The organism is Streptomyces sp. A0958 (assembly GCF_004795035.1).
GTDB lineage: Bacteria > Actinomycetota > Actinomycetes > Streptomycetales > Streptomycetaceae > Streptomyces.
On record NZ_SSBK01000022.1, the window covers coordinates 1 to 17,350 of the forward strand.

The window sequence follows — 17,350 nt, forward strand, 5'->3', positions numbered from 1 at the left end:
CCAGCGGGCTCACCGTCCGCCGGCGCGGTGGCCGGCCCGCCGCGGCCCGGCCGGGGCCCGAGCCGGTGGTGGAGCCGGGCCGGCCCGCGGTGGCCGCCGCGTGGATGGCGGGCAGCCGCCGCAGCCGGGACAACCAGAACACCCCTCGTACGGACGAAGGACGTTGATCATGTCGGACACGCACGCGAACACCTTGGGCTGGCTGCTGGACGAGCAGCTCGGATCGGTGGACGGCGTCCGGTACGCCGTGCTGATGAGCGGCGACGGTCTGCTCAAGGCCCGGACCCGCACCATCAGCCAGGAGGACGGCGAGAAGCTGGCCGCCCTGACCGCCTCGCTGCGGGCCTCGGGCCGCGCGTGGGACGAGTTCACCGGCGGGCAGGGCGTGCGCCAGCAGCTGATCGAGTCGGTGTCCACGATCGGGCTGACGACCGCGGCCGGGCAGCACACGATGCTCTCGGTGGTCACGACGGGACCGCACGCCGACGTCGGCCTGATCAGCCACCACATGGCCCTGCTCGTCGTCCGCCTCGGCGAGCAGCTCGGTACGAAGGAACGCACACCGGTCCTCCAGCCGGACGGCGGCCCCACCGCATGAGCGGGCCACGGCACGATCCGGACATGGTCAGGCCCTACGTCCGCACGGGCGGGCGGGTCCGCCCGGACCGGGACGTGCGCCTGGAGAGCGTGGTCGTCGCCGCCTCGGGCCCGGCCGGCGAGCTGGGGCCCGACGCGCGGCGGGTGATGAGCCTGTTCGCGGTGGGCCGGGGCGGTCTCGCCGTCGCCGACATCGCCGCCGCGCTGCAACTGCCGCCCTCCACCGTCCGGATCATCGTGTCCTCCCTCATGGACAGCGGCCATCTGGCCAGCCCGGCCGCGGCCGCCGATGATCAGCCGCAAAACGACCTCCTGCAGAAGGTGCTTGATGGACTGCGAGAACTGGTCTGACTCACCGAACGGCGTCTCGTACGTGCCGTCCACGGTGACCCAGTCCGCCAAGATCGTGATCGCCGGCGGTTTCGGCGTCGGCAAGACGACTTTCATCGGCAGCGTCTCGGAGGTCAGGCCGCTGCGGATGGAGGAGCCGATCACCCAGGACAGCGTCGGGATCGACGATCTGCGCGGTGCGCCGAACAAGACGACGACGACCGTGGGCATGGACTTCGGCCGTATCCACCTGGCCGGCGGCGCCCTCGCCCTGTACCTGTTCGGGCTGCCCGGGCAGGTCCGCTTCCAGCCCCTGTGGGAGGACCTGGCCCACGGGGCGCTGGGCTGCCTGGTCCTGGCCGACACCCGGAACCTGGACGCGAGCCACGAGGCGCTGGGGCTGCTGGAGGACCAGGGCATCCCGTACGCGGTCGCGATCAACGTCTTCCCCGGCGCCCCCGAATACGGCCTCGCCGAGATCCGCGAGGCCCTTGCCCTGGACCCGACGACGCCGCTGACCACCTGCGACGCGCGGGACCGTACCTCCTGCGTGTACGCCCTGATCACGCTCACGGAATACCTCGCCTCGCACCGCGCGGCCCTCTCCCTGGAGCCCACGCCATGACCTCGCCCAGCAGCACCGCGCCACCGGCCCCGGCGGGCCGGGTCGCCCTGTACGACCCCGGGTTCGCCGCCGACCCGCACGCCGCGTACGAGCGGATGCGGGCGACGTACGGACCCCTGGTGCCCGTCGAACTGTCCCCGGGCGTGCCGGCCACGCTGGTGATCGGCTACTTCCAGGCCCGGCGCATCCTCAACGACCCGCTCTACTTCCCGCACGACCCTCGTGTCTGGCAGGAGCAGGTACCGGCCACCTGCCCGGTGCGGCCGATGATGGAGTGGCGGCCCAACGCCCTGCGCAGCGGCGGCACCGCGCACGCCCGCTACCGGGCCGCCAACACCACCGCCATCGACGCCGTCGACCAGCACGAGCTGCGGGCCCGGGTGGAGAAGCTGGCGGAGAGCGCCATCGGGGACTTCATCAACGCGGGCAGCGCCGATCTGCTCACCCAGTACGCCTGGCCGATCGCCTTCCGCATCCTGAGCTCCCTGCTCGGCTGCCCGGACGAGATCGGGGCGCGCATCGCCGACGGGATGTCGCGCATCTTCGAGGCCACCGACGCCCAGCGCGGCAACGAGATCCTCGGCCAGGCCGTCGTCGACCTCGTGGCCCTGCGCCAGCGCCACCCCGCCGACGACATCACCTCCCGGCTCCTCTCCCACCCGGCGCAGCTGACGGACGAGGAGATGGGGCACCAGCTGGTCACGCTGTACGGCGCCGGGATCGAGCCGCTGACCAACCTCATCGCCAACACCCAGCTGAAGATCCTCACCGACGAGGAGTTCTCCGCCGGGCTGCACGCGGGGCACTCCACCGTGCGGGACGCGCTCGACACCGTCCTGTACACGGACCCGCCGCTCGCGAACTACTGCGTCACCTATCCGCCGTACCCGGCGGACATCGACGGTGTGGTGCTCCCGGCCCACCAGCCGGTCGTCATCTCCATGTCCGCCTGCAACAACGACCCGCAGATCGCGCAGGCCGCAGGCGGCATCGCGGGCAACCGCGCCCACCTGGCCTGGAGCATCGGCCCGCACAGTTGCCCGGCCCGGTCCCACGCGTACCTCATCGCGGAGACCGCGGTCACCTATCTGCTCGACGCCCTGCCCGAGATGGACCTCGCCGTCCCGGCCGCCGAACTGCGCTGGCGGCCGGGCCCCTTCCACCGCGCGCTGGAATCCCTTCCCATCGTCTTCACCGCCTCCCACTGAAGGAAGCCACCATGCCCGAGCAGTCGATCCTCGTCCTTGACCCCGCCGGTGCCGACCGCCACGCCGAGTACCGGACGCTGCGCGAACGCGGCCCCGCCACCCGCGTGGACGTCCTCGGGGTGACCGCCTGGTCCGTCACCGACCCGGCCCTCCTCAAGGAGCTCCTGACCAGCTCGCAGGTCTCCAAGGACGCCCGCGCCCACTGGCCGGCCTTCGCCGAGACGGTGGCCACCTGGCCGCTCGCCCTGTGGGTCGCCGTGAACAACATGTTCACCGCGTACGGTGGCGACCACCGCCGGCTGCGCCGGATGATAGCCCCGGCGTTCAGTGCCCGCCGCATCCAGGACCTGCGCATCTCCGTCGAGAAGGTCGTCTCCGAACTCCTCGACGGCCTCGAACCGCAGCCGGCCGGGGAGCCGGTCGACCTGCGCACGCACCTCGCCTACCCGCTGCCGATAGCGGTGATCGGCCGCCTCATGGGCGTCCCGGACGACCAGCTCGACGGCTTCCGCTCCGTCGTCGACGGCGTCTTCGACACCACCCTCACCGTCGAGCAGGCCACCGCCAACACGGCCGGTCTGTACGAGGCGCTCAACCAGCTCATCGCCTCCAAGCGCGCCCAGCCCGGCGACGACATGACCTCCCTCCTGCTCGCCACCCGCGACGAGGAGGGCGACGGCGGCAGCCTCACCGACGAGGAACTGCGCGACACCCTGCTCCTGATGATCTCCGCCGGTTACGACACCACCGTCAACGTGATCGACCAGGCCATCACGGCCCTGCTGACCCGCCCCGAGCAGCTCGCCCACCTGCGCGCCGGCCGCGCCGACTGGAACGACGTGGTCGAGGAGACCCTGCGCCACGAGCCCGCCGTCAAGCACATCCCCCTGCGCTACGCGCTCTCCGACATACCCCTGCCGGACGGACAGACGATCGCCAAGGGCGAGGCGATCCTCGCCTCCTACGCCGCCGCCAACCGCCACCCCGACTGGCACGGCGCCACCGCCGACGACTTCGACCTCACCCGCCCCGCCAAGGACCACCTGGCCTTCGGCCACGGCGTCCACTTCTGCCTCGGCGCCCCGCTCGCCCGCCTGGAGGTCGCCACCGCCCTCCAGCAGCTCTTCGAACGCTTCCCCGACATCGAACTCGCCGTCCCCGCCGCCGACCTGCTCCCCCTCCCCTCCCTGATCAGCAACGGCCACCAGGCCCTCCCGGTCCGCCTCCGCCCGTCCGCCGGCTGACCGGACGCCCCGCCCCGCCGCGGCTGCCTCCGGTCAGTCGGGCGGGGCGGCGCCCGGGGGCTTCGTGTGTCGCCGGTGGCTGGTGTCGCACCAGGGGTACATCCGGCTGCGGCGGCAGGTGCAGACGGCGACGACGAACCGGTCGGACGTGGCGATCGTGCCGTCCTCCCGGACGATCTCGACGGGCCCTTCGACGAGCACCGGGCCGTTGCGTTCGACGGTCAGGCGCCGGGGACGGTCAGCTTCGTTCGGCACGGACGACCACCAGTTCCTCCGCGTCCTCGTCGGCCCCGATCAGCCCCTGTGCGCGGAGCCAGGGCAGCCGCTGGGTCATGACCGGCCCGAACGGTACGAGGGCGCGGCTCGTCACCGTGGAGCGCAGGCCGTTCGCGGTGAGCCGTGCCAGCGTCTCCTCGACATCGCACAGGCCCGAGTGGACGAGGAGCAGTACGCCGTTCGGCCGGAGCAGGCCGGGGGCGTGGGCGCAGATGCGGTCCAGGGCCTGGCGTCCGCACAGTCCGGCGTCCCAGGCGACCTGGGGGCCGTGGCTGCGGGAGCGGCGTGCGTGGGGCGTCGGCACGTACGGCGGGTTGCTCACCACCACGTCGAAGCTCTGCGCGGCGACGGGTCCGGTGAGGTCGCCGCGCAGTACCCGGACGCGGTGTCCGGCGCGGGCGGCGTTCATGCGGGCCGTCATCACGGCGCGCAGCGAGATGTCGATCGCACAGACCCGGGCCCCCTTCCGCGCGGCCTGCAGGGCGAGGGCGCCGCTTCCGGTACAGACGTCGAGGACGTCCATGTCCGGGGTGAGCCCTTCGGCGTGCAGTGCCTGCGCCAGCAGGTAGGTGTCGGCCTGCGGTGCGTAGACCCCGGGCAGGGTCCACAGCCTTCCCAGGTCGACGGGCGGTGCTGCGGCTGTCGTCATCCGAATCCTCCATGAGGGTACGAACGCGTACGGACACGTACGGGGCAGGCGGGTCCTCGCTCCTCACCGGCGCGTGCTCACCCCGTCCAGAGTGAACGGACCCACCGCCCGCCGCGACTCGAACGGCGGTCCCCCGCCTCCTGCCCCGGGTCCTCCACCGCATGCCCCGGGCGGGCGGCGGGCGCTCCCGGCGCGCACATCCGGCCCCCGCGGGTGACCATGACCGGTACGAGGGCGGCCCCTGGCCCTCCCGCACCGCGAAGGAGTCCCGTGACTGACCGGAAGCAGCTGCTGAACGGCCGCACGGCCGTGGTGACCGGCGGGGCGCGCGGCCTCGGAGAGGCCGTGGCCCGGGAGCTGGCCGCCCGGGGCGTGCGCGTGGCCCTGCTCGGCCTGGAGGAGGACGCGCTCGCCCGGGTGGCCGCCACGCTCCCCACGCCGTCCGCCCACTGGCACGTCGACGTCACCGACGACGGGGCGATGGCCCGCGCCGCCGAGGAGGTACGCCGCACTCTCGGCCCCGTGTCGGTCGTCGTCGCCAACGCGGGCGTGGCCGAGGGCGGCCCGTTCACCGAATCCGACCCGGCGAGCTGGCGGCGCGTGATCGAGGTCAACCTCGTCGGCAGCGCGGTCACCGCGCGGGTGTTCCTGCCGCAGCTCCTGGACACCCGGGGGCACTACCTCCAGGTCGCTTCGCTGGCCTCCATCGGGGCCGCGCCGATGATGAGCGCGTACTGCGCCTCCAAGGCGGGCGTGGAGGCCCTTTCCCACTCCCTGCGGGCGGAGCTCGCCCCGCGCGGCGTCAGCGTGGGCATCGCGTACCTGAACTGGATCGACACCGACATGATCCGCGACGCCGACCAGTACCCGGTGCTCCGCGAGCTCCGGGCACACATGCCGCCACCGGCCCGTAGGACCTGCCCCGCCCCTCATGCGGCCCGACGCCTGGTGGCCGCGATCGAGCGGCGTTCCCCGTCGGTGTACGTCCCGGGGTGGCTGCGCGGCGTGCAGGCGGTACGGGCCGCGCTGCCGGGGGTGGTCTCCCTGGCGACCCGCAAGGAGCTGACGCGCTCGCAGTTCACGGCCACGGGCCTGCTCGGCGCCGGCGGCCGGGCGGCGCAGAAGCCGGCGCGGAGGCCCTGACCGGCCCGGCGGCGGAGGGCGAGGGCGCGGCCGCCTCAGCGTGCCGTCCGTGCGAGGGCGGGAGTCCGGCCCTCGTCGGCGCTTCCGTCCGGGCCAGGGTCTGCGGTCCGGCCCGCGTCAGCGCTTCCGTCCGGGCAAGGGCCTGCGGTCCGGCCCGCCTCAGCGCCCCCGTCCGGGCAAGGGGCCGGGGTTCGGGCGTGCCAGCACCCCCGTCCGGGCAAGGGCCTGAGGTCCGGCCCGCCTCAGCGCCCCCGTCCGGGCAAGGGCCTGCGGTCCGGGCCGCGTCAGCGCTCCCGTCCGTGCGAGGGCCTGCGGTCCGGCCCGCCTCAGCGCCCCCGTCCGGGCAAGGGCCTGGGGTCCGGCCGCCTCAGCGCCCGCGTCCGGGCAAGGGCCGGGGTTCGGGCGTGCCAGCGCCCCCGTCCGGGCAAGGGCCTGAGGTCCGGCCCGCCTCAGCGCCCCCGTCCGGGCAAGGGCCTGCGGTCCGGCCGCGTCAGCGCCCCCGTCCGGGCAAGGGCCTGAGGTCCGGCCCGCCTCAGCGCCCCCGTCCGGGCGACGGGCTGGGGTCCGGGCGCAAGGTGCGCGCGATGGCGCCCCGGCGCAGCGCGGCGCGGGCGGCGTTGGCGCCGGGGGCGCCGTGCACTCCGCCGCCCGGGTGCGCGGAGGCGGAGGCGAGGTACAGCCCCTTCACCGGGGTTTCCGGCCTGCCGGTGCCCGGCGTCGGGCGGAACACCAGTTGCTGATGCGCGGCCGCGGTACCGCCGTTGATCGCACCGTCGGGCAGGTTGGCGTCCATGGATTCGATGGTGGGGGGCGCCAGGACGCGACGGGCGGTGATGCGGGAGCGGAAGCCGGGAGCCCAGCGCTCGACCTCCCTCTCCATGCGGTCGGCCATGGCTTCCTGCTCGCCCCGGTCCCACCGCCCGGTCAGGCCGCCCTCCCCCGCGTCGCCCTTGATGCGGTGCGGGACATGGGTGTACGCCCACGCGGCTTCGGTGCCGGCCGGTGAGCGCGTGGCGTCGGCGGTGGTCATCTGGCCGAAGAGGAGGAACGGGCGGTCGGGCACTTGCCCCATGGCGATCTGCGCCGCGAACCGGGTGAGGCCGTCGACGCCCTCGGCCAGGTGCACGGTGCCCGCCGTGGTCGCCGCGCCCGCGGTCCACGGCACCGGGCCGTTCAGCGCCCAGTCGACCTTGAACGTAGCGAAGTCCCACTGGAAGCGGCGCAGGTCGCTCAGCAGCCGGTCGGGCAGGTGCCGGGCGTCGACCAGTCCGCCGTAGAGCGCCGGCGCGGACACATCGGCGAGCACGGCGCGGGACGCGGGGACGGCCTCGCCCTTCGCGGTGCGTACGCCGACGGCGCGTCCGCCGCGTACGACGATCTCGGTCACGCGCTCACCGCAGCGGACGACGCCGCCGTGCCGCTCCAGCCGGCGCACCAGCGCCGCCGTGAGGGCTCCGGCACCCCCGACCGGCACCGGGAACCCGTAGGTCTGGCCGAGCATGGACATCAGCCAGCCGAAGCCGCCGCTGCCCGCCGCTTCGGGGCCGAGGTCGGCGTGCAGCGCGCTGCCGGCGAGCAGGAGCCTGGCCGCCTCGCCGCCGAACCGTTCCTCGCCCAGGCGGCGCACGGGCAGCAGCAGGGTCCGCGCCAGCCGCAGGCCGTCGGCCACCCGGAGCCGGGCGGCGAGGCGGGCGGCGGAGCGCACCGGCGGGAACGGGGTGAACAGGGCGCCCAGCAGGTCGCGCCGCACCCGGTCCCAGGTGGCGCACAGTTCCAGCCAGGCCGCCCCGTCGCCCTCGGCGAACGCGTCGAGACCCGCCGCCGTGTCCCGCGCCCGGCCTTCGAGGACCGCGCACCGGCCGTCCGGCAGCGGGTGCGCCAGGACGCGGGGGGCGCGGGACCAGCGCAGCCCCTCCTCCTGGAGGTCGAGGCCGCCGAGGACCGGCGAGGCCGCCGCGAGCGGGTAGAAGGAGCTGAACAGGTCGTTGACGTAGTCGGGGTGCACACCGCGGTCGCTGCGGACCGCACCGCCGGGCTCCGGCTGGGCCTCCAGGACCTCCACGCTCCACCCCGCCGCGGCAAGCAGGTTCGCCGCGACGAGGCCGTTGGGGCCTGCGCCGATGACCACCGCGTCCGGCATCGATGCCTCCATCTCTTCGCGGCCGAAGGGTGACCGGCGCGGTCAGACCGCCTGGCGCGTGCCCTTCGGGGACTCCTCGACGGTCTTCGCCAGCCGGGCGAGCACGCTGCGGTGGCGCAACTGGATCAGCGCGTCCACGGCGGTGTTGTGGAACCTTCCGGCCGGGCCGCGCAAGGGGTGTTCGTCCAGGGTGACCAGGGCGTTCTCGCCCCACTGCCGCACCTCCAGGGCGATCCGGGCGGTGCCGACCCACCCGCTGTCGGCCTCCAGTTCCAGCACGTGCGGGGCCTCGCAGCGCCGGACGAAGGTGGTTCCCTCCATGGACCACCGCCCCAGCCCGAGGGTGTACGTGATGCTGGAGCCGACCTCCGGCCACGTGCCCTGCCGGGGACGCGAGCCCGAGGTCCCCACCACCCAGTCGCTGTAGAGCCAGCCGTCCGCGAAGACCTTCCAGACGTCCTCAACGGGGCGTTCGATCAAGTGGTGCCGTACGGCCATCGGTCCTCCAGCTCTCGTCGGGCGGGTTGATCAGGACCGGCCGTCAGGGGATGACGACGGCTGAGACCACGCCATCGGCCACCGCCACCTTCACCCCGCGCACGGCGCCCCACAAGCGGGTGTACTCCGTACGGGGACGCGCCGGGTGACAGACTCGTAGGGCCTCGAACGCGGTACGATATACCCCTAGGGGTATGACGAGGGAGGAACCGTGGAGCTGGACATGGCGGCCGACGAGCTGAAGTCGGTGCTCAACCGGCTGAAGCGGGCGCAGGGCCAGATCGCCGGGATCATCAAGATGATCGAGGAGGGCCGGGACTGCGAGGACGTGATCACGCAACTGGCCGCGGTCTCCCGCGCCCTGGACCGGGCCGGTTTCGCCATCATCGCGACGGGCCTGCAGCATTGCATGGCCGACGGCGAGCAGCCGGAGGCGGACCGGAACCAGATGCGGGCCCGCCTGGAGAAGCTGTTCCTCTCCCTGGCCTGACCGCGGCTCTCTGTCCTGACCGCGGCCGTCTGACCTGACCGCGGCCGTCATATGAGGGCGTCGCCGAGCATGAACGCGGCGACCGCGAGGAGCACGAGGGCGAACAGCCGCTGCAGCCCGCGGCCTGACACCCGCTCCGCCAGCCGTTTGCCGTCCCACGCCCCGAGGATCGCGGCGCCCGTGAACGGCGCCGTCACCGCCCAGTCCATGCCCGCCGCACCACCGGAGCGGGTGACCAGGGAGGTCAGCGAGTTGACCGTGATGACCAGCAGGCTGGTGCCGACGGCGGCCTGCATCTCGAAGGCCAGGACGGTCACCAGGGCGGGAACGGCCAGGAATCCGCCGCCCACCCCAAGCAGCCCGGTCACCGCCCCGAGCCCCGCCCCGGCTCCCCCGGCCCGCAGCGGCCGCACCTCGCCCCGCTCCCGCTGGGCGGCGGGGCGCAGCATCTTCACCGCGGCGAGGGCGGCGAGGGCGGCGAACGCCGACGTGAGTACCGCGTCCGGGAGGCGGGTGGCGGCCAGTCCGGCCGCCGCCGCCGGGACGACGCCCGCCGCGGCGAACGCCGCCCCGGGCTTCCAGCGGACGCGCCCGGCGCGGGCGTGGGCGTACAGGGCGGTCGCGGAGGTGGCGGTGACGATGAACAGGCTCGCGGTGGTCGCCGCGGCCGGGGTGAGGCCGAGCAGGTAGATCAGGGCCGGGATGGCCAGGACGCTGCCGCCCCCGCCCAGCGCGCCGAGTGCCAGCCCGACCACGGCCCCGGAGGCCAGGGCCAGGATCAGCACACTCACGCCGCCGAACCGCCCCTGCCGGTGCCGGCGGTGCCGGTGGTGCCAGTGCCGCCGTCGGTACCCGGATCGGCGCCGCCGTCACCGTCGGTTCCGGTTCCGGGTACGTCGTCCGCGTCGCCTTCGCTCACGGTCAGGGCCGCGCGCCGGGCGGCCTCGAAGCCGTCGTCGACGGCGACGACCCGCCGGCCCTCCGCGTCGAGCAGGGACGCCGCGATCGCCGCGCGCATCCCGCCGGCACAGTGGACCCACACCACTCCGGCCGGCACCTCTCCGGAGCGCTCGTGCAGTTCGTGCACGGGTATGTGCACCGAGCCCCGCACGTACCCGCCGGCGCGCTCGGAGTCGCGGCGCACGTCCAGCACCACGACGTCCTCGCCGCGCTCGCGGGCCCGCTTCAGGGCGGCGAAGTCGGTACGGGGGAAGGACCGCAGCCCGTCGCCCGCCCGCAGCCAGGAGTCCGGCCCGCCCGTGGCGGCGGCGGCCGGCCGGTCGATGCCGACCCGTACCAGCTCCCGCTGGGCCCGCGCCAGCTGTTCGGCGGACGCGGCGAGCAGGGTCAGCGGCTTGCCCCACGGAATCAGCCAGGCCAGATACGTGGCGAGCTTGCCCTCGCCCTCGAAGTTGAACGTCCCGGCCACATGCCCCTCGGCGAACGCGGTACGGCTGCGCAGGTCGACCACCCACTCGCCGGCGGCCAGGCGCTGCGCGATCTCCTCCGCATCGGCGGTCCTGGGCGGGGTCAGGTCCACCGGCGGCGGCCCGCCGGCGTTGAGGGGGGCCATGTGCGCGTAGTACGCGGGCACGTCCTCCAGCCCGGCGAGCATCCGCGCCACGAAGGTGTCGACGTCCTGGGTGAGGGCGTCGTTGCCGGTCCGCTCCTCGCCGATGGTGGTGGCGTCGCCCTCGCTCTGCGCGGAGGAGCAGAAGCTTCCGAAGCCGTGGGTGGGGAGCACCCGGACGTCGTCGGGGAGTTCGGCGGCCAGCCGGTGGGCGGAGGCGTGCTGCGCCCGGGCCAGCTGCTCGGTCAGTCTCGGCTCGACGAGGTCGGGGCGCCCGACCGTACCGATGAGCAGCGAGCCGCCGGTGAACGCGGCCACCTCCCGCCCGTCCTCGACCAGTACGTACGAGGTGTGGTGCGGGGTGTGCCCGGGGGTGGCCAGCGCCTTCAGGCCCAGCCCGGTGTCGACGGCGATCCGGTCCCCGTCCGCTACGGGCACCCGCGCGAAGGAGACCCGGGCCGCGGCGGGCACCAGGTACTGGGCCCCGGTCAGCCGGGCCAGTTCCGGGCCGCCGGTGACGTAGTCGTTGTGCACATGGGTCTCCACCACGTACCCGATCCGCACGCCCCGGGCGGCCGCCGCGGCGACGACCCGATCCACGTCGCGCGGGGGATCGACGACGACGGCCGTCGTCCTCCCGCCGGCGAGGTAGCTGCGATTGCCCAGGCCCTCGGTCTCCAGGGTGTCCACGAAGAACACGGTCGACTCCCTCCAAAGCTCTCTGCGTGCTCCCGCCGGGCTTACCCCGGGGGGTATCTCGTTTCACTGTAACAGTGGTACCCCCCGGGGTATTTCTCAGCCCGCGGGTGCCCCCGGTACGGACGTACGGGCACCGCCCCGCCGGACAGGGCAATACACCTAGCCCTTGCGGGCGAGCAGATGCACTTCCTGGAACTGCCGCCGGTCGTCGGGCCGGGGCTCGCGGACCGTCCGGGCCACCTCGCTCAGCCCGTGCGCGCGGAGCAACCCCGCGAGGTGATCGGGCGACCACCGGTAGGCGAGCGCGACGGCGTGATCGAAGGACTGTGTGGGGTGAGCCGGGCCGTCGGTCGCGGAGAACCCGATCAGGAGATGGCCGCCGGGTGCCAGTACGCGATGGAACTCTGCCAGGATGACCGGGAGTTCGAGCGGCGGGGTGTGAATGACCGACCACCGCGAGAGCACACCGCCCAGCGCGCCGTCGGCGATGTCCAGCGCGGCCATGACACCCACGTCGAACCGCAGCTCCGGCCATGCCCTGCGCGCCAGTTCGATCATCGCGGGCGAGGCGTCCACGCCGAACGCGTCGAGGCCGAGCCCGGACAAGTGGGCCGTGACGTGGCCGGGCCCGCAGCCGAGATCCGCGACCCGGCCACCGCCGGCCGCGCCGACGAGCTCGGCGAAGGCGCCCAGGACCGCGCGGTCCAGCGGACTGTCGCGCAGCGAGTCGGTGAACAGCTGGGCGTACTGGACCGCAGCGGCGTCGTAGGCATCGCGGGTGGTGCGGAGGGCATCGTGTTCGACCATGCCGGCGACAGTAGTGCCCGGCACGGACAGGCCGCCGCGGCCGCTCCTTTCGGGGCCGGCCGCGGGTCCGTCGCGAGCCGGGCGTGCGTCTCGGCGTCGTAGCGGATGCCGTCGAGCGGGTGTCGTTGGGGGGTGCCGTCGAGCGGGTGCCGTTGGGGGGTGCCGTCGAGCGGGTGCCGTTGGGGGGGTGCCGTCGTTGCGCTTAGCATCGCCGCGTGGGAGCGATGATCCGGGGAGCCAGCCTGCGCGGCTTCACACGCCTCGTGGAGGAACTGGGCGGTGACCCGGTCGAGCTCGCCCGGCGGTTCGCCGTCCCGCTCCGGGCGCTGGTCTCCGACGACGAGCTGGTCCCGATCACCGGGCACGACGCGATGCTCGACGCGGCGGCCCGCGATCTGCGCTGCCCCGATTTCGGCCTCCGCCTGGCCCGCGCCCAGGACATCGGCATCCTGGGCCGGCTGGCGCCCGCCATCGAGGCGTCGTCCACGGTGGCCGAGGCGCTGGAGTGCGCGTCGCGGTTCCTGTTCGTCCACAGCCCGGCGCTCAGCATCGGTGTGGAGCCGGACCCGAGGGGGCGCCGCGAGGTGGTGGCGCTGACCTATCGCAAGGACCCGCGCGAGTCCCCGTACTCCCCGCAGGCCATGGAGCTGGGCATCGGCCTGTTCCACGGGGTGGCGGCGGCGCTGGTGGGCGGGGTGCGCGGGCTGCGGTCGGTGGAGCTGCCGCATCAGCCGCTGTCGCCGGTCTCGCGGTACACCGGTTTCTTCGGCGCGGACGTGCGGTTCGGGAGCCCGGCCGGTGCGCTGCGCGTGGAACGGCGGCTGCTGGACCGGGAGTTCAGCGGCGGCGACGCGACCGTCCGCCGGCTCGCCGTCGACCATCTGGCCCGTCACCACACGGACCCGGAGGACCGGGTCGCCACGCACACCCGGCGCGCCCTCATCGAGACCGTGGGCATCACTCCCCCGGCCATCGACCACATCGCCCGGCTCCTCGCGATGCACCCGCGCACCCTGCAACGACGGCTCGCGGCGGAGTCGACCGGGTTCGGGGAGATCCTGGAGGACGTACGGCGGGACCTCGCGCTGCGGTACATCACGACCACCGACCTCCCCCTGGGCCAGGTGGCGGCGATGGCGGGCTTCGCCGACCAGTCCGGCCTCAGTCACGCCGTACGGCGGTGGCGGGGTGCGAGTCCGAGCGAGGTGCGCCGGCGGGCACGCGGTACGTCCTGAGGGGGCGCGCCGCCCGAAGGCCGCCACGGCTTCCCCGGATTGTCGCGCCGGAACAAATTCCGCCCTGCCCGGAAGGGCATGCTGCGGGCCGGACGACGAGCGCGAGGAGTGAGCCATGACGGCGGCGGACACCAACCGGCCGGCCTCGACCGGGGCACGGCCGATGTCAGGCGCGGTGGTGACGGGGGCGGGCCGCGGGCTCGGCAGACTGATCGCCGCCGCCCTGGTCGAGCGCGGCCACCATGTCCTGGTCACCGACGTGGACGGGGCCGCGGCACGGTCCGCGGCGGCCGGCCTCGGGCCCGGTGTGTCGTGGGCGGCGGTCGATGTGCGGGACGAGTCGCAGGTCGCCGCGGCCCGGGACCGCGCCGTCGCGGAGGCGGGACGCCTCGACGTATGGGTGAACAACGCCGGCGTGCTCGTGACGGGCCCGGCCTGGGAGCAGGCCCCCGACGTGCGCCGCCTGATGCTGGAGGTCAACGCGCTCGGCACCGTCAACGGCACCGTCGCCGCGATCGAGGCGATGCGCGGGACGGGCGGGCACATCGTCAACATCGTGTCGCTCGCGGGGCTGACCCCGGTCCCGGGCGAGGCGGTGTACGCGGCCTCCAAGCACGCCGCGATCGGCTTCAGCCTGAGCACCCTGGCCGACCTGCGTCTGGCCGGACTCACGGAGATCGACATCTCCTGCGTCTGCCCGGACGGCATCTGGACACCGATGCTCCACGACAAGCTGGACGACCCCGCGTCGGCGCTCTCCTTCTCCGGCAAGCTGCTCGAACCGGAGGAGGTCGTCGCCGCGGTACGCAAGGTGCTGGACCGCCCGCGCCCGGTCACGGCGGTCCCCCGTCGGCGAGGTGTGCAGGTACGCCTGGCCGACGCCTTCCCCCGCTTCGGCCTGCGGGCCCTGCCGTGGGCGGTGGCGCAGGGCGGACGCGTACAGCGGAAGATGCGGGCGAAGCGGGGCGAGAGCGTCTGACCGTGTGGTTGCCGGTGGGGCGGTTGCGCTCCGCCGGAGTCGGCCGACGCGGAGGCACCGGCACCGAGGTGTCCGAAGGGGCCGGCCCGGAGTCTGCCGGGCGCTGCTCAGGACTCGCTGTCGAGCAGGGCCATCAGGGGTGCGGCGTACCGGGTGCCGGCCACCGCACCGGCCGGTACGGCCCGGTCGATCGCGGCGAGGTCCGCGCCGGTCAGGGTGACGTCGGCCGCGGCCAGGGCCTCCTCGACGCGGTGCGGCCGGCGGGCGCCCAGGACGGCCACGACGGTGCCGCGCTCGCCGCTGCGGGCGATGACCCAGGCGGCGGCGAGCTGCGCGACGCCGATGCCGTGCGCGTCGGCGAGCGGCCGCAGCCGGTCGACCAGGGCGAGGTTCGTGGCGAGGTTGTCGGGGTGGAAGCGGGGCAGCCAGTTGGCGCGCGGGTCGCCGTCCGCGGGCTGCCGGTAGGTGCCGGTGAGCAGGCCGTGGGCGAGGACCCCGTAGGCGGTGACGCCGATCCCCAGCTCGCGGCAGGTGTCCAGGATGCCGTTGGTCTCGGGGCCACGGCTGAGGAGGGAGTACTCGATCTGTACGTCACAGATCGGGTGCACGGCATGGGCGCGGCGGATGGTCTCGGCGCTCACCTCGGAGAGCCCGATGTGGCGCACGTACCCGGCCTCGACCATCTCGGCGATGGCGCCGACGGTGTCCTCGATCGGGGTGGCCGGGTCGAGGCGGGAGGGGCGGTAGATGTCGACGTGGTCGGTGCCAAGGCGGCGCAGCGAGTAGGCGAGCGCGTTCTTCACGTGGGCGGGGCGGCCCTCGATCCCGACGAAGGCCCCGTCCGGGTCGCGCAGACCGCCGAACTTGACGCTCAGGAGCGCCCTGTCGCGCGCGCCGCCCCGGAGTGCGCGGCCGATCAGGTCCTCGTTGTGGCCCATGCCGTAGAAGTCGGCGGTGTCGATGAGGGTGACACCGGCGTCGAGGGCGGCGTGGATCGTGGCGACGGCGTCGGCCTCGTCGGCGGGCCCGGTGTGGTCGGACATACCGGCGCAGCCCAGGGCCAAAGGGGCAACCTGCGGGCCACCGGCCCCGAGGGTTCGAGTGCGCATGAGAATCCTTCTGCGAGGGAGAGGAGGCGAAAGGAGGGGAGGGCGGAGGAGGCGGCCGGCAGGGAGTGACGGAACGGCGGCGCCTGCTAGCGTTGATATCTCAACACTAAGAAACGGTGCGTTGATATGTCAACATCAGGCGACGAGGCTCCGGAGGCGCGCGAGCCCGCGAACGGTCCCGCACCCGACCCCGTGGACCTCTGGTCCTCCTTCAAGCGCGCCCACGAGATCGTCCGGGCCCGCGTGATCGCGGACACCGCCGACGCGGCGGGCCTGTCCGAGCCCGACCTGACGATCCTGGTCAGCCTGAGCAAGGCGGAAGGCTCCCTGCGCCAGAGCGAACTCGCCGCGTCGCTCGGCTGGGACCGCACCCGTATCTCCCATCAGCTCACCCGCATGAGCAAGCGCGACCTCGTCACCCGCGAACGCGCCAACGGCGTCACCGTCACGCTCACCGACGCCGGACGCCAGGTCATCGCCGCCGTGCATCCGGGCCTGGACGCCGCCGTACGCCGCCACTTCACCGGCCGGCTATCCGAGCAGGAGATCGGAACCCTGGATTCCATCCTCCGCCGGCTGTAGCCGCCGAGACGCCGCCGGGACGCACACCCGACAAGGCAAGCAATGCGCCAACAGCGACCCGCCGTCCCGCCCACCCGGGGAGAGCCCCACAGCCGCCGGGACGGCGGCACACCACACGTACGCGGCCACGTTCCGTCCGACCGGCCCAGGCCGGGGAGGCCGCCCGAGAAGCCCGGCGCCGCCCCACTCCGACGGCATGCGGCAGCTCCGCCCGTACGTCCTCGCCGACCAGGAGCACGGCCGCGAGGCGGCGAAGTCCCCGGGCGCCTGAGGGCGTTGCCGTCCACGACTACGGCATGATCAGGGCCAACCGATCCTTCGAGCCTTGGGGAGCCGACATGTCATGGCGTGAACACCTGCTCATACGGGACGACGTCCGGCTCGCCTGCCGGGACTGGGGCGGGCCCGGACAACCCACCGTGCTGCTGCACGGATTGGCCGGACACGCGGGCGAATGGGACGCACTGGCCGAGTTGCTGACCCCCACCCACCGGGTCATCTCGGTGGACCAACGCGGACACGGCGCCGCCGAGCGCCACCCGCACGACGTCTCCCGCGCCGCGTACGTCGCGGACGTCGTCGCCGTCATCGACCAACTGGCCCTGCACCGCCCCGTCCTGGTCGGCCAGTCCCTGGGCGGTCACACCGCCATGCTCACCGCCGCCGCACACCCCGGCCTCATCGGCGCACTGGCACTCGTGGAAGCCGGCTGCGGCGGCCCGAACCCCGACGTCCCCACGAACATCGGCAACTGGCTCGACTCCTGGCCGACCCCGTTCCCCTCACGCGAAGCGGCGGCCACCTTCTTCGGCGGCGGCCGCCTCGGCGCGGGCTGGGCGGGGGGCCTGGAACACCGCGCCGACGGCTGGTGGCCCCGCTTCGACCGGGACGTCATGGTCCGCTCACTGACGGAGAACGCCCGCCGCCCCTTCCACGACGAGTGGACCCGCGTCACGTGCCCCACCCTGCTCGTCCTGGCCCAGTCCAGCTTCGTCCCCGCCGCCGAGGTCACCGAAATGCTCCGCCTGCGCCCCGACACCCGGGCCGTCAGCGTCCCCGGCACGGGGCACGACGTACACCTGGAGGCGCCGGAGGCTCTGCACGGGGCGCTGTCGGGGTTCCTGGGCGAGCTGGGCTGATTGCGGGCGGGGCGGGGGGGCCGGACCCCG

The 17,350-nt window shown here is 74.1% G+C and carries 19 protein-coding genes; 11 read left to right on the forward strand and 8 right to left on the reverse strand.

The window, feature by feature from the left end:
* The first annotated feature begins 169 nt into the window (after positions 1 to 169).
* Genes E6P78_RS21195 through E6P78_RS21215 form a run of 5 tightly spaced genes read left to right on the forward strand, consistent with a single transcriptional unit; the run spans position 170 to position 4,004 of the window.
* Positions 170 to 598 (forward strand): roadblock/LC7 domain-containing protein, encoded by a 429-nt coding sequence (locus E6P78_RS21195; protein WP_136205214.1) that lies wholly within the window; start codon positions 170 to 172, stop codon positions 596 to 598.
* A gap of 23 nt (positions 599 to 621) precedes the next feature.
* Positions 622 to 948, forward strand: coding sequence for a DUF742 domain-containing protein (locus E6P78_RS21200; RefSeq protein ID WP_168712668.1), 327 nt, complete (start codon positions 622 to 624; stop codon positions 946 to 948).
* Positions 926 to 1,552 carry an ATP/GTP-binding protein gene (locus tag E6P78_RS21205; protein WP_168712669.1) on the forward strand — a complete coding sequence of 209 codons (627 nt, stop codon included), beginning with the start codon at positions 926 to 928 and terminating at the stop codon, positions 1,550 to 1,552. The genes E6P78_RS21200 and E6P78_RS21205 overlap by 23 nt, the downstream gene beginning before the upstream one ends.
* A complete protein-coding gene (locus E6P78_RS21210; protein ID WP_136205216.1) occupies positions 1,549 to 2,760 on the forward strand; it encodes a cytochrome P450 in 1,212 nt (403 codons plus the stop codon). The genes E6P78_RS21205 and E6P78_RS21210 overlap by 4 nt, the downstream gene beginning before the upstream one ends.
* A gap of 11 nt (positions 2,761 to 2,771) precedes the next feature.
* Positions 2,772 to 4,004 (forward strand): cytochrome P450, encoded by a 1,233-nt coding sequence (locus E6P78_RS21215; protein WP_136205217.1) that lies wholly within the window; start codon positions 2,772 to 2,774, stop codon positions 4,002 to 4,004.
* A gap of 33 nt (positions 4,005 to 4,037) precedes the next feature.
* On the opposite strand, the gene E6P78_RS21220 is transcribed toward E6P78_RS21215, so the two are convergent.
* Positions 4,038 to 4,259: a CDGSH iron-sulfur domain-containing protein gene (locus E6P78_RS21220; protein WP_136205218.1), complete on the reverse strand. Its 222-nt coding sequence runs from the start codon at positions 4,257 to 4,259 to the stop codon at positions 4,038 to 4,040.
* A complete protein-coding gene (locus E6P78_RS21225) occupies positions 4,243 to 4,929 on the reverse strand; it encodes a HemK2/MTQ2 family protein methyltransferase (protein WP_136205219.1) in 687 nt (228 codons plus the stop codon). The genes E6P78_RS21220 and E6P78_RS21225 overlap by 17 nt, the downstream gene beginning before the upstream one ends.
* A 270-nt stretch (positions 4,930 to 5,199) precedes the next feature.
* Here E6P78_RS21225 and E6P78_RS21230 point away from each other — a divergent pair, with 270 nt between their 5' ends.
* On the forward strand, positions 5,200 to 6,072 hold the full coding sequence (locus tag E6P78_RS21230) for an SDR family oxidoreductase (RefSeq protein WP_136205220.1): 873 nt from the start codon (positions 5,200 to 5,202) through the stop codon (positions 6,070 to 6,072).
* A 532-nt stretch (positions 6,073 to 6,604) separates the two neighbouring features.
* On the opposite strand, the gene E6P78_RS21235 is transcribed toward E6P78_RS21230, so the two are convergent.
* Positions 6,605 to 8,212 (reverse strand): NAD(P)/FAD-dependent oxidoreductase, encoded by a 1,608-nt coding sequence (locus E6P78_RS21235; protein ID WP_136205221.1) that lies wholly within the window; start codon positions 8,210 to 8,212, stop codon positions 6,605 to 6,607.
* A gap of 42 nt (positions 8,213 to 8,254) precedes the next feature.
* Positions 8,255 to 8,710, reverse strand: a complete 456-nt coding sequence (locus E6P78_RS21240) for an SRPBCC family protein (RefSeq protein WP_136205222.1) — start codon at positions 8,708 to 8,710, stop codon at positions 8,255 to 8,257.
* Between the two features lie 211 nt (positions 8,711 to 8,921).
* Between E6P78_RS21240 and E6P78_RS21245 the strand changes: the two genes are divergently transcribed.
* Complete coding sequence (locus tag E6P78_RS21245; RefSeq protein WP_136205223.1) at positions 8,922 to 9,200, forward strand: metal-sensitive transcriptional regulator; 279 nt, start codon at positions 8,922 to 8,924, stop codon at positions 9,198 to 9,200.
* 47 nt (positions 9,201 to 9,247) lie between these two features.
* On the opposite strand, the gene E6P78_RS21250 is transcribed toward E6P78_RS21245, so the two are convergent.
* The 3 genes from E6P78_RS21250 to E6P78_RS21260 all read right to left on the reverse strand — a co-directional run bounded on the left by E6P78_RS21250 (position 9,248) and on the right by E6P78_RS21260 (position 12,276).
* Positions 9,248 to 9,991, reverse strand: coding sequence for a sulfite exporter TauE/SafE family protein (locus E6P78_RS21250; RefSeq protein ID WP_136205224.1), 744 nt, complete (start codon positions 9,989 to 9,991; stop codon positions 9,248 to 9,250).
* Positions 9,988 to 11,469, reverse strand: coding sequence for a rhodanese-like domain-containing protein (locus E6P78_RS21255; protein WP_136205225.1), 1,482 nt, complete (start codon positions 11,467 to 11,469; stop codon positions 9,988 to 9,990). Before E6P78_RS21255 ends, E6P78_RS21250 begins: the two co-directional genes overlap by 4 nt.
* A 159-nt stretch (positions 11,470 to 11,628) precedes the next feature.
* Positions 11,629 to 12,276 carry a class I SAM-dependent methyltransferase gene (locus tag E6P78_RS21260; protein WP_136205226.1) on the reverse strand — a complete coding sequence of 216 codons (648 nt, stop codon included), beginning with the start codon at positions 12,274 to 12,276 and terminating at the stop codon, positions 11,629 to 11,631.
* A gap of 224 nt (positions 12,277 to 12,500) precedes the next feature.
* Here E6P78_RS21260 and E6P78_RS21265 point away from each other — a divergent pair, with 224 nt between their 5' ends.
* Together E6P78_RS21265 and E6P78_RS21270 are read left to right on the forward strand one after the other, a co-directional pair.
* Positions 12,501 to 13,511 carry an AraC family transcriptional regulator gene (locus tag E6P78_RS21265; protein ID WP_136205307.1) on the forward strand — a complete coding sequence of 337 codons (1,011 nt, stop codon included), beginning with the start codon at positions 12,501 to 12,503 and terminating at the stop codon, positions 13,509 to 13,511.
* A gap of 115 nt (positions 13,512 to 13,626) precedes the next feature.
* Entirely contained in the window at positions 13,627 to 14,490 is an 864-nt protein-coding gene (locus tag E6P78_RS21270) for an SDR family NAD(P)-dependent oxidoreductase (RefSeq protein WP_136205227.1), read from the forward strand.
* Positions 14,491 to 14,597: 107 nt separating this feature from the next.
* Here the strand turns inward: E6P78_RS21270 and E6P78_RS21275 are convergent, their stop codons facing one another.
* The gene (locus tag E6P78_RS21275) at positions 14,598 to 15,599 is read right to left on the reverse strand and encodes an aldo/keto reductase (protein ID WP_136205228.1); all 1,002 of its coding nucleotides are present in this window, start codon (positions 15,597 to 15,599) and stop codon (positions 14,598 to 14,600) included.
* Positions 15,600 to 15,725: 126 nt separating this feature from the next.
* Between E6P78_RS21275 and E6P78_RS21280 the strand changes: the two genes are divergently transcribed.
* Both E6P78_RS21280 and E6P78_RS21285 read left to right on the forward strand, forming a co-directional pair.
* Complete coding sequence (locus tag E6P78_RS21280; protein ID WP_168712670.1) at positions 15,726 to 16,181, forward strand: MarR family winged helix-turn-helix transcriptional regulator; 456 nt, start codon at positions 15,726 to 15,728, stop codon at positions 16,179 to 16,181.
* 338 nt (positions 16,182 to 16,519) lie between these two features.
* Positions 16,520 to 17,320 (forward strand): alpha/beta hydrolase, encoded by an 801-nt coding sequence (locus E6P78_RS21285; RefSeq protein ID WP_136205229.1) that lies wholly within the window; start codon positions 16,520 to 16,522, stop codon positions 17,318 to 17,320.
* The last annotated feature ends 30 nt before the right edge of the window (positions 17,321 to 17,350 follow it).